The sequence below is a fragment of the Mycobacterium shinjukuense genome, assembly GCF_010730055.1.
GTDB classification, from domain to species: domain Bacteria; phylum Actinomycetota; class Actinomycetes; order Mycobacteriales; family Mycobacteriaceae; genus Mycobacterium; species Mycobacterium shinjukuense.
In genome coordinates, this window is record NZ_AP022575.1 from 2,763,304 (window position 1) to 2,778,085 (window position 14,782).

The 14,782-nt window shown below is 69.7% G+C and carries 9 protein-coding genes; 3 read left to right on the forward strand and 6 right to left on the reverse strand.

Features of this window, described 5'->3' with window-relative positions; all coding sequences use genetic code 11:
- The first annotated feature begins 19 nt into the window (after positions 1 to 19).
- Positions 20 to 4,558, forward strand: a complete 4,539-nt coding sequence (locus tag G6N20_RS12565) for an ATP-dependent helicase (protein WP_083048662.1) — start codon at positions 20 to 22, stop codon at positions 4,556 to 4,558.
- 3 nt (positions 4,559 to 4,561) lie between these two features.
- The gene (gene nei2 / locus G6N20_RS12570; RefSeq protein WP_083048664.1) at positions 4,562 to 5,311 is read left to right on the forward strand and encodes an endonuclease VIII Nei2; all 750 of its coding nucleotides are present in this window, start codon (positions 4,562 to 4,564) and stop codon (positions 5,309 to 5,311) included.
- Between the two features lie 12 nt (positions 5,312 to 5,323).
- Here nei2 and G6N20_RS12575 read toward each other — a convergent pair whose 3' ends face one another.
- The 3 genes from G6N20_RS12575 to pstS all read right to left on the reverse strand — a co-directional run bounded on the left by G6N20_RS12575 (position 5,324) and on the right by pstS (position 8,597).
- Positions 5,324 to 6,241 (reverse strand): alpha/beta hydrolase family esterase, encoded by a 918-nt coding sequence (locus G6N20_RS12575; protein ID WP_083048666.1) that lies wholly within the window; start codon positions 6,239 to 6,241, stop codon positions 5,324 to 5,326.
- Between the two features lie 21 nt (positions 6,242 to 6,262).
- Positions 6,263 to 7,399 (reverse strand): PPE family protein, encoded by a 1,137-nt coding sequence (locus tag G6N20_RS12580; protein WP_083048667.1) that lies wholly within the window; start codon positions 7,397 to 7,399, stop codon positions 6,263 to 6,265.
- An 85-nt stretch (positions 7,400 to 7,484) separates the two neighbouring features.
- The gene (gene pstS / locus G6N20_RS12585; protein ID WP_083048669.1) at positions 7,485 to 8,597 is read right to left on the reverse strand and encodes a phosphate ABC transporter substrate-binding protein PstS; all 1,113 of its coding nucleotides are present in this window, start codon (positions 8,595 to 8,597) and stop codon (positions 7,485 to 7,487) included.
- Between the two features lie 283 nt (positions 8,598 to 8,880).
- Between pstS and G6N20_RS12590 the strand changes: the two genes are divergently transcribed.
- On the forward strand, positions 8,881 to 9,225 hold the full coding sequence (locus G6N20_RS12590) for a DUF732 domain-containing protein (protein WP_169715459.1): 345 nt from the start codon (positions 8,881 to 8,883) through the stop codon (positions 9,223 to 9,225).
- Between the two features lie 12 nt (positions 9,226 to 9,237).
- Here G6N20_RS12590 and G6N20_RS12595 read toward each other — a convergent pair whose 3' ends face one another.
- The 3 genes from G6N20_RS12595 to G6N20_RS12605 are packed head-to-tail and all read right to left on the reverse strand — an operon-like array spanning position 9,238 to position 14,764.
- On the reverse strand, positions 9,238 to 12,141 hold the full coding sequence (locus G6N20_RS12595) for an arylsulfatase (RefSeq protein WP_083048671.1): 2,904 nt from the start codon (positions 12,139 to 12,141) through the stop codon (positions 9,238 to 9,240).
- Positions 12,138 to 13,010: a pseudouridine synthase gene (locus tag G6N20_RS12600; protein ID WP_083048674.1), complete on the reverse strand. Its 873-nt coding sequence runs from the start codon at positions 13,008 to 13,010 to the stop codon at positions 12,138 to 12,140. The genes G6N20_RS12595 and G6N20_RS12600 overlap by 4 nt, the downstream gene beginning before the upstream one ends.
- Entirely contained in the window at positions 13,007 to 14,764 is a 1,758-nt protein-coding gene (locus tag G6N20_RS12605; RefSeq protein ID WP_083048736.1) for a glycerol-3-phosphate dehydrogenase/oxidase, read from the reverse strand. Before G6N20_RS12605 ends, G6N20_RS12600 begins: the two co-directional genes overlap by 4 nt.
- Positions 14,765 to 14,782: the final 18 nt, after the last annotated feature.

A 14,782-nucleotide genomic window follows, 5' to 3' on the forward strand; every position in this document is an offset into this window, starting at 1 on the left:
CGGTTGGCACCATGGCCAGGTGAGCACCGCGGACCCCCTGGGCCGGTTCAGCGCCCTCACCCGGGACTGGTTCTCGGCCACCTTTGCCGCGCCCACCGCCGCCCAGGCCGGCGCCTGGGCCGCCATCGCCGACGGCGACAACACCCTGGTGATCGCGCCGACCGGATCGGGTAAGACGCTGGCCGCGTTCCTGTGGGCCCTCGATGACCTGGCCGCCCGGCGCGACCGCCCGCCGGGCACCCGGGTGCTCTACGTGTCGCCGCTCAAGGCGCTGGCGGTCGACGTCGAGCGCAACCTGCGCACCCCGCTGGCGGGGCTGACCCGGCTGGCCGAACGCCGCGGTGTGCCCGCGCCGAACATCGGCGTGGGCGTGCGATCGGGTGACACCCCGCCCGCGGTTCGCCGCCAGCTCATCGCCCATCCGCCCGACGTGCTCATCACCACCCCCGAGTCGCTGTTTTTGATGCTGACGTCGGCCGCCCGGGAAACCCTGGCCGGCGTGGCGACCGTCATCGTCGACGAGATCCACGCGATCGCCGCCACCAAACGCGGCGCACATCTGGCGCTGTCGCTGGAGCGGCTCGACGACCTCGCTGGCGGGCCGCGGGCCCAGCGCATCGGGCTGTCGGCGACCGTGCGGCCACCCGCGGAGCTCGCGCGGTTCCTGTCCGGCGCGGGCCCGACAACCCGGACAACCATCGTGGCGCCGCCCGCGGCCAAGACCGTCGAGCTGTCGGTCCAGGTGCCGGTGCCCGACATGGCCAACCTGACCAACACCAGCATCTGGCCCGATGTGGAGGCGCGGCTCGTCGACCTCATCGAGGCGCACAAGTCGACCATCGTGTTCGCCAATTCACGCCGCCTGGCCGAGCGACTTACCGCCCGGCTCAACGAAATTCACGCCGAGCGGTCGGGGGTCGCGCTCACCCCCGCCGCCAACCCGCGGGTCGCCGGCGGCGCGCCGGCGCACATCATGGCCAGCGGCCAGACGTTCGGCGCGCCCCCACTGCTGGCACGCGCCCACCACGGGTCGGTCAGCAAGGAGCAGCGCGCCGCCGTCGAGGAGGACCTCAAACGCGGCCGGCTGCGGGCGGTGGTGGCGACGTCCAGCCTGGAGCTGGGCATCGACATGGGCGCGGTCGACCTGGTGATCCAGGTGGAGGCGCCGCCCTCGGTGGCCAGTGGCCTGCAACGCATCGGGCGGGCCGGTCATCAGGTCGGCGAGATCTCGCGCGGGGTGCTGTTCCCCAAGCACCGCACCGACCTGCTGGGCTGCGCGGTGAGCGTGGCGCGCATGCTCACCGGCGACATCGAGACCATGCGGGTGCCGGCCAACCCGCTCGACATCCTGGCGCAACACACGGTGGCCGCCGCGGCGCTGGAGCCGCTGGACGCCGACCGGTGGTTTGACACCGTGCGCCGCAGCGCCCCGTTCGCGACCCTGCCGCGCAGCGTGTTCGAGGCCACCCTGGACCTGCTCTCGGGAAAGTACCCGTCCACCGAGTTCGCCGAGCTGCGGCCGCGGTTGGTCTATCACCGCGACACCGGCACGCTGACCGCACGGCCGGGCGCCCAGCGGCTGGCCGTCACCTCCGGCGGCGCCATCCCCGACCGCGGGTTGTTCACCGTCTACCTGGCCAGCGACACCGAAAAGCCTTCGCGGGTGGGCGAACTCGACGAAGAGATGGTCTACGAATCCCGGCCCGGCGATGTCATCTCGCTGGGGGCCACCAGTTGGCGTATCACCGAGATCACCCACGACCGGGTGCTGGTGGTTCCCGCCCCCGGCCAGCCGGCCCGGTTGCCGTTCTGGCGCGGCGACGACGTCGGCCGCCCCGCCGAGCTCGGCGCCGCGCTGGGCGCGTTGACCGGCGAGCTGGCCGGCCTGCGCCGTGGGGACTTCGACAAGCGTTGTGCCGCACTGGGTTTCGACGACTACGCGACCGACAATCTGTGGGCGCTGCTGGACGACCAGCGCACCGCCGCCGGGGTGGTGCCCACCGACACCACGCTGCTGGTCGAGCGGTTCCGCGACGAGCTGGGCGATTGGCGGGTGATCCTGCATTCGCCCTACGGGCTGCGGGTGCACGGACCGTTGGCGCTCGCGGTGGGCCGGCGGCTGCGCGAACGCTACGGCGTCGACGAGAAACCGACCGCCGCCGACGACGGCGTCGTGGTGCGCATCCCCGACACCGGGGACCCGCCGCCGGGCGCCGAGCTGTTCGTCTTCGACGCCGAGGAGATCGACCCGATCGTCACCGCCGAGGTGGGCTCCTCGGCGCTGTTCGCCGCGCGGTTCCGGGAATCGGCGGCCCGCACGCTGCTGCTGCCCCGCCGCCACCCCGGCCGGCGCTCGCCGCTGTGGCACCAGCGCCAGCGCGCCGCCCGGTTGCTGGAGGTGGCCCGCAACTACCCCGACTTCCCGATCGTGCTGGAGACCGTCCGCGAGTGCCTGCAGGATGTCTACGACGTCCCGACGCTGGCCGGGCTGATGGCCGCGATCGCCCAGCGCCGGGTGCGCCTGACCGAGGCCGAGACGGTCGCGCCGTCCCCGTTTGCGGCGTCGCTGCTGTTCGGCTACGTCGGCGCGTTCATGTACGAGGGCGATGCTCCGCTGGCCGAGCGCCGGGCCGCGGCGCTGTCGCTGGACAGCACGCTGCTGGCGGAGCTGCTCGGCCGGGTCGAACTGCGCGAGCTGCTCGATCCCGAGGTCATCGCCGCCACCGGCCGCCAGTTGCAGCACCTGTCGGCCGACCGGGTCGCCCGCGACGCCGAAGGGGTCGCCGACCTGCTGCGGCTGCTGGGGCCGCTGACCACCGACGAGGTCGCCGCCCGGTCCGGCCATCCCGCCGCCATTGGCGGCTGGCTGGAGGGCTTACACGCCGCCCGGCGCGCGCTGCCGGTATCGTTCGCCGGCCGCGGCTGGTGGGTGGCCGTCGAAGACATCGGCCGGCTGCGCGACGGCGTCGGCGCGGCGGTTCCCGTCGGCGTGCCGGCCAGCTTCACCGAGGCGGTGGCCGACCCGCTGGGTGAGCTGTTGGGCCGCTACGCGCGCACCCGCACCCCGTTCACCACCGCCGAGGCCGCCGCCCGGTTCGGTCTGGGCCTGCGGGTGACCGCCGACGTGCTGGGCCGGCTGGCCGCCGACGGCCGGCTGGTGCGCGGCGACTTCGTGGCAGCCGAAACGCCGGGCGGACCCGGCGCCGAGCAGTGGTGCGACGCCGAGGTGTTGCGCATTGTGCGGCGGCGCTCGCTGGCCGCGCTGCGGGCCCAGGTCGAGCCGGTCAGCACCGCCGCCTACGGCCGATTCCTGCCGGCCTGGCACGGTTTGGCGGGCCACTCGGGGCTGGACGGGCTGGCGGCCGTGATCGATCAGCTCGCCGGGGTGCGGCTGCCGGCCTCGGCGCTGGAACCGTTGGTGCTGGCCCCGCGGATCCGCGACTACTCCCCGGCGATGCTCGACGAGCTGCTCGCGACCGGCGAGGTGACCTGGTCGGGTGCCGGGGCGATCTCCGGCAGCGACGGCTGGATCGCGCTGCACCCGGCCGCATCCGCGCCGCTGACGTTGGCCGCACCCACCGAGCTCGAGTTCACCGACGCCCACCGCGCCATCCTGGACTGCCTGGCCGGCGGTGGCGGGTATTTCTTCCGCCAGCTCGCCGCGGCCGGGCTCACCGAGGCGGAATTGAAAGCCGCGCTGTGGGAGCTGATCTGGGCTGGCTGGGTCACCGGCGACACCTTCGCCCCGGTGCGCGCCATGCTCGGCGGCTCGGGCAGTCGCAGGCGATCCTCGCCGGCGCACCGCAGCCACCGCCCGCCGCGGCTGAGCCGTTATCGCGTCGCGCACGCCGCGGCCCGCAGCGCCGACCCGACGGTGGCCGGTCGCTGGTCGGCGCTGCCCGCCCCGGAGCCAGATTCCACGCTGCGGGCCCATTTTCAAGCCGAGCTGCTGCTCAACCGCCACGGGGTGCTGACCAAGGGGGCGGTGGCCGCCGAGGGTGTGCCGGGCGGATTCGCCACGCTGTACAAGGTTTTGAGCGCGTTCGAGGAGTCCGGCACGTGCCAGCGCGGCTACTTCGTCGAGTCGTTGGGGGCCGCGCAGTTCGCCGTCGCCGCCACCGTCGACCGGCTGCGCAGCTACCTCGAGGGTGTAGACCCCGAGCGGCCGCAATACCGGGCGGTGGTGCTGGCGGCCGCCGACCCGGCCAATCCCTACGGCGCGGCACTGCCGTGGCCCGCGGGCAGCGGCGACGCCGCCACCCTGGGGGCCAGGCCGGGCCGCAAGGCCGGTGCCCTGGTCGTGCTGGTGGACGGCGAGCTGGCCTGGTTTCTGGAACGCGGCGGCCGGACACTGCTCACCTTCACCGACGACCCCGGGGCCCACCGCGCCGCCGCCGCGGGGCTGGCCGACCTGGTCGCGGCCCGGCGCGTCGCGTCGATCCTGGTCGAGCGGGTCGACGGGGTGGCGGTGCTGACGCCCGGCGGCTGCGGCGCGGTGGCCGGCGCCCTTGCCGAAGCCGGATTCGCCCGCACCCCACGTGGTTTGCGGTTGCGGTAACCCATGCCCGAAGGCGACACCGTCTGGCACACCGCGGTCACGCTGCGCCAGCACCTGGCCGGCCGCACCCTGACGCGCTGCGACATCCGGGTGCCCCGGTTCGCCGCCGTCGACCTGTCCGGGCTGGTGGTCGATGAGGTGCTCAGCCGTGGTAAGCATTTGTTCATCCGAATCGGCGCGGCCAGCATTCACTCGCATCTGAAGCTGGCCGGCAGCTGGCGGGTGGGCAACCGTCCGGTGGATCACCGCACGCGAATCATCCTGGAAGCCGGTGACATTCGCGCGGTCGGTGTCGACCTGGGCGTGTTGGAAGTCCTTCGCCGGGGGGACGACGGCGCCGTCGTCGCGCACCTGGGACCCGATCTGCTGGGCCCGGATTGGGACCCGCGGATCGCGGCGGCCAACCTGATCGCCGACCCGGGCCGGCCCATCGCCGAGGCGCTGCTCGACCAGCGCGTCATGGCCGGAATCGGCAACGTCTACTGCAACGAACTCTGTTTCGTCTGCGGCCGGCTGCCGACCACACCGGTCGGCGCCATCGCCGACCCGCTGCGCCTGGTCGGTCGCGCCCGGGACATGCTGTGGGCCAACCGCTTCCGCTGGAACCGCTGCACCACCGGCGACACCCGAGCGGGCCGGCGGCTATGGGTGTACGGACGAGCCGGGCAGCGCTGCCGTCGCTGCGGAACCCTCATCGCCCACGACGGTACCGGCGAACGGGTGATCTATTGGTGTCCAATGTGCCAGCGCTGACCCGGGCGTGCTTCAGTCCCGACCGTGCGCCAGGAAGAACTGCGCGATCACCTGGGAGCCGTCGAACGCGCGCGTGGTTGGCCCGATGATCGCCTTGGATAGGTATTGCTTGCCGCCCGGCCAGGTGTGCCCGCCGTTGTCGATCTGGTACCAGACCACCTCGGTGCCCGCCGCGCACCCCCGGGAAGCGAAGCGGTGTACCACGGTTCCGTCCTTGACGTCGGGCAGCTCCTGCGCCGACGGGTCGCCGTGGCACCCATCGGCCGCACGCCACCGATCGACCAGGCCGCCGACCGAGATGGCCCGGCTGGTCCCGCCGCGTCCGCGCACCACCCCGCCGTTGAACGGCACCAGCGGATCGGCGGTACCGTGCGCGTCCAGCACCGACACCGGCCGGGATGGATCGCAGGCCACCCCCACGCCCAGCGTGCCAGCCACCGGAGCGATCGCGGCGAAGATATCGGCGCGGTCACACGCGAGCCGGTTGGACATGAAACCCCCGTTGGACATGCCGGTGGCGAAGACGTGCCCGGCGGGGACCCCGAAGTCGCTGCGCAGCTTGCCCACCAACGCGACCAGGAATCCGACATCGTCGAGGCGACGGCGGTCCGCCGGTGAGGCTCCGCGCCCGTCGGCCCAGCTCTTGTCGTAGCCGTCGGGATAGGCCACCAGCAGGTTGTGAGCGTCGGCGGCCGAGTCGAAGTTTGTCAGGCTCTGCTGACCGATGCCGGTGCCGCCGCCGCCGTGCAGGTTGAGCACCAGGCCGACGGGCGGGCCGGGCGGCACGTGCACCGTGTAGGTCCGTTTCAGGCCGCCGTAGTGCAATGTTCCCGGCTGATTGTGCGAACCGGCCGCCGACACCGGCCGCTGGCCGCACCCGGCCAGGCAGACCGCCAGCGCGGCCACCGACAGCAATCGCGCCCATGGCATGCCGTCAAACTACCGACTCGCTCAGCCCGCCGACGGCGGTCGGGGCATCACCGTCCCCTTGAGCTCCAAACCCATTGCCAGATCGTCGTACTTTTGCTGCTTGCGCTTGCGCCAACCACTGCCCGCCGAAATCGGCGGCGGCATCAGCGGCGGAAGCATCGACAACCCGGACTCCCCCGCGGGAAGCGGGGACACCGCCGATGCCAACTGCACCGGCGTGGCCGTGGTGGGCACCAGCCCCACCACGGCGGGCGGCGCGGTGAGGTTGCCCATCTTGACCCCTACGCCCACTGCCGCCGCGGGTGCCGGTGCCGCGCCCAGGGATCTGACCGCGCTGGACAATTCGGCCGCCGACGCTCCCAGCGCCGATTCCCCCTCCGAGAGGCCCGCGGCGATGTCGGGGGCCACCGACTGCAGCGCCTGGGCCGACGTGGCCTGCGCCATGTAGCTGAGCATGTTGATCGGAAACCCGGACGAGACGAATTGGTTCGCGTAGGTGTTGGCCAGCTGAAACCAGCCATTGTTGACGATGTCGGTGGGGGTCAGGGCATCCAAGAGCGGACCAAACGGAGACACGGCCGCCGGAGAGGCAGCCGCGGCAGCGGCAGCGGACGCACCGGCTTGACCGGCCAGCCCTTCGACAATCGCTGGCGGCCAGGCGAACTGGGGCACCGCGAGAGCTTGGGCCGAGGCCACCCGATAGCGGTACATCGCGGCCGAATTGTTCACCCACATGCTCTCGTACTGCGCTTCGGTCTCGGCGATCGCCGCGAGGTTTCTGCCGAATCCGTTGGTGGCCAGCAGCCGCGTCAACTGGGCCCGATTGGCGCTGACCGCCGCGGGATGAACCACCGCCGAGAGCGTGGAGTCGAAGGCCGCCACGGCGTACTGCGCCGAGGAGCTCAGCTGCCGGCACTGCTGCGCGGTGGTGCGCATCCAGCTGATGTAGGGCGCGACGGCGTCGATCATCACCGATGAGGACGGGCCGTGCCAGGCCTCAGCCGCAGCGGCCAACGCCGGCACGTAGGCGCGAACGGATTCCTCCAAATCGGTGCCGAGCCGCTGCCACGCGGTAGCGGCCTCGATCAGTGATTCCGCACCGGGTCCCGAGTGGATCAACGCCGAGGTGACCTCTGGCGGCAGCGTTATGAACTCCACAACGTTTTTAATTGACTACGAAAGGAAAATTTCGGGAACATTGCGTTGACTGCCGCGGGAAAAGCCCTGAAACATTGTGCGTCGCTTACGAGATGGCGTTGACCGCGCTCGACAGTCGCGACTTCAACTCGTCGGGAATGGGCACATATCCGTTGTCGGCCAGGCCATCCTGGCCGGCGCCGATCGTGCTTTGCAGGAACGCCTTCACGGCCGCCCCGACCCGCGTATCGGGATACTTCGAGCACACAATCTCGTAGGTCGCCAGCACGATCGGGTAGGAGCCGGGCTGGTTCGGCCGGTAAAACGAGATCGTGTCCAGGGCGAGGTCGTTGCCCTCCCTGATATACCAGGCAGCCGAAATCGTCTTGCCCACCGACTGTGTGCTCAGCGCCACCGGGTCCGGACCGGCCGACGTGACGACCTTGACGGTGTTGAGGTGTTCCGCCTGCGCGAACGACCACTGGACGTAGCCGATCGAGCCTTCTTTGCTCTTCACGGCCGCGGCGGCCCCGTCGTTGCCCTCGACGCCCTCGCCGACACCGCCGTTGAACTTCTTTCCGGCACCCTTGCCCCACGCCCCGCCCGAGGCGGTATCGAGATATCTCTGGAAGTTGTCGGTGGTCCCGGACTCGTCGCTACGGAATACGACACGAATCGGCTCAGCAGGCCAGGCGACGCCCGGGTTCAGCGCCGCGATCACCGGATCGTTCCAGGTGGTGATGGCACCGTTGAAGATTTTGGCCGCGGTCGGACCGTCGAGGTTCAACGACGTGAGCCCGGTGACGTTGTAGGCGATGGCGATGGGGCCGAACACCACCGGCAGGTTCCACACCGGCGAGCCGCAGCGCCGCTCCGCCTGGGCGTACTCGTCCTTGCTCAACGGTGAGTCCGATCCACCGAAATCGGTTAGGTTGCCCATGAATTCGCTAATTCCAGCACCGGACCCATTGGCCGTGTAACTCAGCGACTGCCCGGGGCAGGCTTGTTCGAAAGCCTTGACGAATAGCGTCATTGCGTTCTCCTGCGCGGTGGAGCCACTGGCCTTCAGGGTCGGCTTGCCGCCGCAGGTCACCTTCGCCGGCGCCGCGGCGGTTGTCGGGCTTCCCGCAGTGGTGTTGTTGCCACCGCCGCATGCGGACAACAACGCCGCGCCAGTGGCCAGAATACTCAGCGCGGCGCCAAATCGATTGACTTTCAATTCAATTCCTCCGCCGGCATAACATGGTAGCAAGATCGGCCCGTCAGCAATATGGCCGGCCATCTGCCGGCCCCAACCGGATTGGCGAATTCAGCGACAGTTTCCGATCAGTACACCGTCTGGACAGCCGCGCTACACCGGCGCGCCCGGATGACCAACTAGAACGCTGTTCGGAGTTGATGCCGCCATCCGAGCACACCGCTCGTCCGGTCGTGACGCGCAATGATCGCCCCGCCGGCGGCTTGGCTTGCCCGCCGGCGCTTCTCAGCGGGAGGTTCCAGCCATGGCGACCCGCCAGGTGCGCTCGTCCCGACGCGTGCGATCACTATTGGCCGGCCCTGTCTTGGTGATCACGCTGCTTGGCTTCGCGGCGGTGGCGACCCCGATCGCGCACGCCGACGGGGTCGATGACGCGTTTCTGAATGCGGTGAAGTCCAAGGGCATCAACTTCGCGTCGCCGCTCTCGGCGATCGTCGCCGGTCATGTGGTCTGCGACGAGCTTGATTTCGGTCGGCAGAAGGCCGATGTCGCCAATGACGTGATGAACAGCAGTAACCTGGACGGCTTTCGCGCCGGATACTTCGTCGGCGTGAGCATAGCGGCGTACTGCCCGAGGCATCACTCATAGAACCAGCTGCTCTCAACCCGCCGCGCCCTCTCCGACGGCTTGCACCGATGCGTGCTCGTGCAGCGCCTTTTCGGCATCGTGCGAAACGGGCTTGAGGTCGAAGACGACCTCGTTGATGGTGCCGGTGAACGCGTACGGCGCCTTGTCCTCGTAGGCGCGGTCGACAACCAAGCCGTTGTCGCGCCCGATGTCCATCCCCGCGTAGGACGTGAAGGACAGGCTCACCGTCTGCGGCAGCGCACCCTCGCCGATCAACCGGTCATGGGCCCACAGCGTCACCCGACCCCCGGAACCGACGACGGGCGCGTCGGTTTCGAACAGCATCCGCACGGTGACGTCGCCGGTGGGAATCGGCTCGGTGGACACCTGGCGATAGGTCTCAACGCCCAGGAAGGAATACGTGTGGTGCAGCAGGCGGTTCTCGTCCACCCATAACGCGAACCCGCCCATGAAGTCGGCGTTGGCGACGATCACGCCGTGGGCGCCCGCGTCGGGGACCTGTAGCCGCGCCTCGATCGCGTAGGACCGGCCGAAGATGCGGGGCACCATGCCCCGCTGGACGTTCTGCACGTCGCCGCGGAAGCTGAACCGGGTGGTGGTGGGCAGTGGCGGCAGGTTGCCGAACATCACCGCGACCCCGCCCAACAGCGGCAGCACCCGGTTTCGTTCGGCTTCCCGCCACCACAGCTCGGTCAGCTCAGCGACCTTGTCCGGATGCTCGGCCGCCAGGTTCCTGGCCTGGGAGAAATCGTCGGGGAGGTAGTAGAGCTCCCAGACGTCCTTGTCGGGGTCGTACTTGCCGGGCGCAAACCGCTGCATGGTCCGCGGCGACAGGTCCCACGGCGCCCTGTCCAGCCGAGCGCAGGCCCACCATCCGTCCCGGTATATGGCGCGGCTGCCGAAATTTTCGAAGTACTGCACCGTGTGGCGCTCTTCGGCCGCCGGGTCGTCGAAGGTGTGCACGAAGCTGGTTCCGTCCATCGGTTCCTGCTCGAAGCCGTCCACACTGGTGGGCTCCGGTAAGCCGATGGCCTCCAACACGGTTGGCGCGATGTCGATGCAGTGGGTGAACTGGGAGCGAACCGCGCCGTCGGGGCGGATCCGCGCCGGCCAGGCGACCACCATGGGGTCCCGGGTGCCGCCCAGGTGACTGGCCATCTGTTTGCCCCACTGGAACGGGGTGTTGTTGGCGTGTGCCCACCCGCTGGCGAAATGCGGCGCGGTGAACTCGTCGCCGAGCGCGGAGATGCCGCCGTATTGCTCGATGAGCCGCAGCTGATGGTCGGCGTCAAGGTCCAGCCCGTTGAGGAAGGTCATCTCGTTGAACGAACCGGTGTTGGTGCCTTCCATGCTGGCGCCGTTGTCGCCCCAGATGTAGAACACCAGCGTGTTGTCGGACTCGCCGAGATCCTCGATGGCGTCTAGCAGCCGGCCGACATTCCAGTCGGCGTTTTCGGAGAATCCGGCGAACACCTCCATCTGCCGGGCATAGAGCTTCTTTTGGGTGTCCGAGAGGCTGTCCCACGCGGGGAACAGGTCGGGCCGCTGCGTCAGCTGGGCGTCGTGGGGGATGATCCCGAGCCGCTTTTGCCGTTCAAATGTCTTGTGCCGGTAGATATCCCAGCCCTCGTCGAACTTCCCCCGATACTTGTCGGCCCATTCTTGGAACACGTGGTGCGGCGCGTGGGTGGCGCCCGTCGAGTAGTACATCATCCACGGCTTGGTGGCGTCGTGGGCCCGCACGGTGTGCAGCCACTCGACGGCCTTGTCGGTGAGGTCGTCGGGAAAGTAGTAGGGCTTGCCGCCTTTGCCCCGTGGAATGCCCAGGACCGAGTTGTCCTGGCTGATGATCGGGTCGTACTGGCCCGCGGCACCGGTCGGGAATCCCCAGAAGTGGTCGAATCCCCAACCCAACGGCCAGTTGTCGAACGGTCCCGCGGCTCCCTGCACGTTATCCGGGGTCAGATGCCACTTGCCGAAAGCGCCTGTCACGTAACCGTTGTCGCGAAGAATGCGTGGCAGTGAGGCGCAACTGCGCGGCTTGACCGTGCAGTAGCCCGGGAATGGTCCCGGGAATTCGCAGACCGATCCGAAGCCCACCCGGTGGTGGTTGCGCCCGGTCAGCAGCGCCGCCCGGGTCGGCGAGCATATCGCGGTGACATGGAAGCGGTTGTACGCCAACCCGTTGCGCGCCACCCGGGACAGCGTCGGCGTGTGGATGCCGCCGCCGAAGGTGTCCGGGCCACCGAACCCGGCGTCGTCGATCAGCACGATCAACACGTTGGGCGCACCCTCGGGCGCGCTGGCCCCGGGAACGATGGTCCAGTCACCGACCGACTCCGCCACCGTGCGTCCGACCGTGCCGCCGAAGCTGCGTTGCGGCAACGGGAGTCTGGTGCGGTCCGGGTTGAACTTGCCCATCGCTTCTTGCAGCGCCGCTGCGAAGCTTCGCAATGTCGAATGACTCAGCTCGGCAACCGATTTCATCGGTGATCCGGCCAGTGTCTGCCCCACGGCCAGTCGCCCGTGCGCCGGTGTCACCGCGATGATCACACCGCTGCCCGCGGCCAACGCTTGCCCGATCTTGTCGGCCAATCCGCTCTTGATGCGATAGTTGGCGAAGGTGCCCGCCAACGCGCCGGCCGCCGCACCGAAGGCGGCCGAGGCCAACAGCGCCGGCGAGAACACGCCGACCGCCAGCCCCGCCCCGGCACCCCATGCGGCGCCGCGGCGGCCGAGTCGGTTTCCGGTGTCCAGCAGCACGGCGTTGCCCTCGGCGTCCTTGCCGACCAGCACCGCACCCTGCAACGGCAAGGCCTTGGCGCTGGCGCGGCGGGTGAGGTCGTCAAAGTCGCGCCGAGCCGCATCGAGGTCCTGATAACCGGCGACGATCACCAGCGCATTGTCTTCACTCATGACGAAACTCCTTGTAATTGGCGGCGACTGACGAACGCACGGCGTGAACCGGTGATCGGATCGTCGAACTCGATGCGCTGCGCCAGCAACTGCAACGGCGTGCTGAAGTCGTCGTCGGGCACCGGTATCACCTTGGGGTACAAGGGATCACCCACGATCGGCAGCCCGAGTGAGGCCATCTGCACCCGCAGTTGGTGGGTGCGCCCGGTGCGCGGTGTCAGTCGATACAGACCGTCCGGCGCTAGCCGCTCGACCAGGGTCTCCGCGTTGGGCGCCCCGGGCTCACAGACGGCCTGCAACTGGCCGCGGCGCTTGACGATGCGGCTACGCACCAGACGCGGCAACACCAATCCCGGGTCGACCGCCGCCCTCGCCAGGTAGGTCTTGCGCACCTTCCCCTGCGCGAACATCGTCTGGTAGGCGCCGCGGCGCTCGCGCCGGGTGGTGAACAGCAGCACCCCGGCGGTCAACCGGTCCAGCCGATGAGCGGGGCTCAGCTCGGGCAGGTCGAGTTCGCGGCGCAGCCGCACCAGCGCGGTCTGCGCCACATGGCGGCCCCTGGGCATGGTGGCCAGAAAGTGCGGCTTGTCGACGACCACGATGTCGGCGTCCCGGTAGAGCACCGGCATGTCGAAGGGCACCGGCACCTCGTCGGGCAGTTCCCGATAGAGATAGACATGCGAGCCGCTGGCCAGCACGGTGGCATCGTCGACCGCGGTGCCATCGGCGTCGACGACCTCTCCGGCAAGGACTTTCGCGTGTGCCGCGGCGCCGAACCGCGCGGTCAGCTCGGCCAGCACCGCTCCGCCACGCAACCGCACCCGGGCGGGCCCCACCCCGTCGCGAACCGGTAGCGGCGCGGGCCTCAATTGAGCGGCACCGGCTCGAGGATCTCGGCGCGTGCCTCGGGTGCGCTGGCGCGCAGCATGTCTGCCGACACGTCGTCGGGCTGGGCCTGCGAGAGCACCTCGGCCTCCACCCGTGCCTTGTAGTTGGCGACTTCGCGGTCGATGGTCGCCGCACTCCATCCCAGCACGGGGGCGACGAGCTCGGCGACCTCCTGGGCGCAATCGACACCGCGGTGCGGATATTCGATCGAGATCCGCATCCGGCGAGCCAGGATGTCCTCGAGATGCAGCGCACCCTCGGCGGCGACGGCGTACACGGCTTCCACCTTCAGGTAGCCCGGCGCCTCCTTGATCGGGTTCAGCAGGTCCGGGCGGTCGGTGGCCAACTCCAAGACGTCGCCCATCAGCGATCCGTAGCGGTCCAGCAGGTGACGCACCCGGTAGGGGTGCAGGCCTCGCAGCGCGCCCACGTGTTCGGTTTGGTTGATCAACGCGAAGTAGCCGTCGGCGCCCAACAGCGGCACCTTTTGGGTGATCGACGGCGCGACCCTGGCCGGGATGAATTCCGCTGCGGCATCGACGGCGTCGGCGGCCATCACCCGGTAGGTGGTGTACTTGCCCCCGGCGATGGCGACCAGGCCGGCCGCCGGCACCGCCACGGCGTGTTCCCGCGACAGCTTGGAGGTGTCGTCGCTTTCCCCGGCCAGCAACGGGCGCAGTCCCGCGTAGACACCGTCGATGTCGGCGTGCGTCAGCGGGGTGGCCAGCACGGTGTTGACCGTCTCGAGGATGTAGTCGATGTCGGCCTTGGTGGCCGCGGGGTGCGCCAGGTCCAGATCCCAGTCGGTATCGGTGGTGCCGATGATCCAGTGACTGCCCCACGGAATGACGAACATCACCGACTTCTCGGTGCGCAGGATGATCGCGACGTCGCTGACGATCCGGTCTCGCGGCACCACCACGTGCACGCCCTTGGACGCGCGCACCTGGAATCGCCCGCGCTGCTTGGACAATGCCTGAATCTCGTCGGTCCACACCCCGGTCGCGTTGATTACGACGTGGCCACGGACCTCGGTGATCGCGCCGTCCTCGGAGTCGCGCACCCGTACCCCGATCACCCGGTCACCCTCCCGCAGCAGCGCGACCACCTGGGTGGAGCAGCGCACCACCGCGCCGTAATGCGCGGCGGTGCGCGCCACCGTCATGGTGTGCCGGGCGTCGTCGACGACGGTGTCGTAGTAGCGGATGCCCCCGATCAGGGAGCTGCGCTTCAGCCCTGGGCTCAGCCGCAGCGCGCCCGCTCGGGTCAAATGTTTCTGGGCCGGAACCGATTTCGCGCCGCCCAGGGTGTCGTAGAGGAAGATGCCCGCCGCCACGTAGGGCCGTTCCCACCAGCGCTTGGTCAGCGGGAACAGGAACGGCAACGGCTTGACCAGATGCGGCGCCAGCGTGGTCAGCGACAGCTCGCGTTCGTAGAGCGCCTCGCGCACCAGCCCGAATTCCAACTGCTCGAGGTAGCGCAGGCCGCCGTGGAACATCTTCGACGACCGGCTCGACGTGCCGGAGGCCAAGTCGCGCGCCTCGACCAGCGCCACCTTGAGCCCGCGGGTGGCGGCATCCAGCGCGCACCCCGAGCCCACCACGCCGCCGCCGATAACCACCACGTCGAATTGCTCGGCACCCAGGCGTTCCCAGGCCGATGCGCGCTGCTGAGGTCCCAGCGAGGCGTCTGGCCAAGTGTGCACGCGCTCCAGTGCGTGGATCGGGTTGCTCACAACCATAGACTCCTGTCG

Excerpts from the sequence above, each read along its gene's own strand:
- nei2 (WP_083048664.1), top strand. The coding sequence starts at position 4,562 with ATGCCCGAAGGCGACACCGTCTGGCACACCGCGGTCACGCTGCGCCAG.
- G6N20_RS12575 (WP_083048666.1), bottom strand. The coding sequence starts at position 6,241 with ATGCCATGGGCGCGATTGCTGTCGGTGGCCGCGCTGGCGGTCTGCCTG.
- G6N20_RS12590 (WP_169715459.1), top strand. The coding sequence starts at position 8,881 with ATGGCGACCCGCCAGGTGCGCTCGTCCCGACGCGTGCGATCACTATTG.
- G6N20_RS12595 (WP_083048671.1), bottom strand. The coding sequence starts at position 12,141 with ATGAGTGAAGACAATGCGCTGGTGATCGTCGCCGGTTATCAGGACCTC.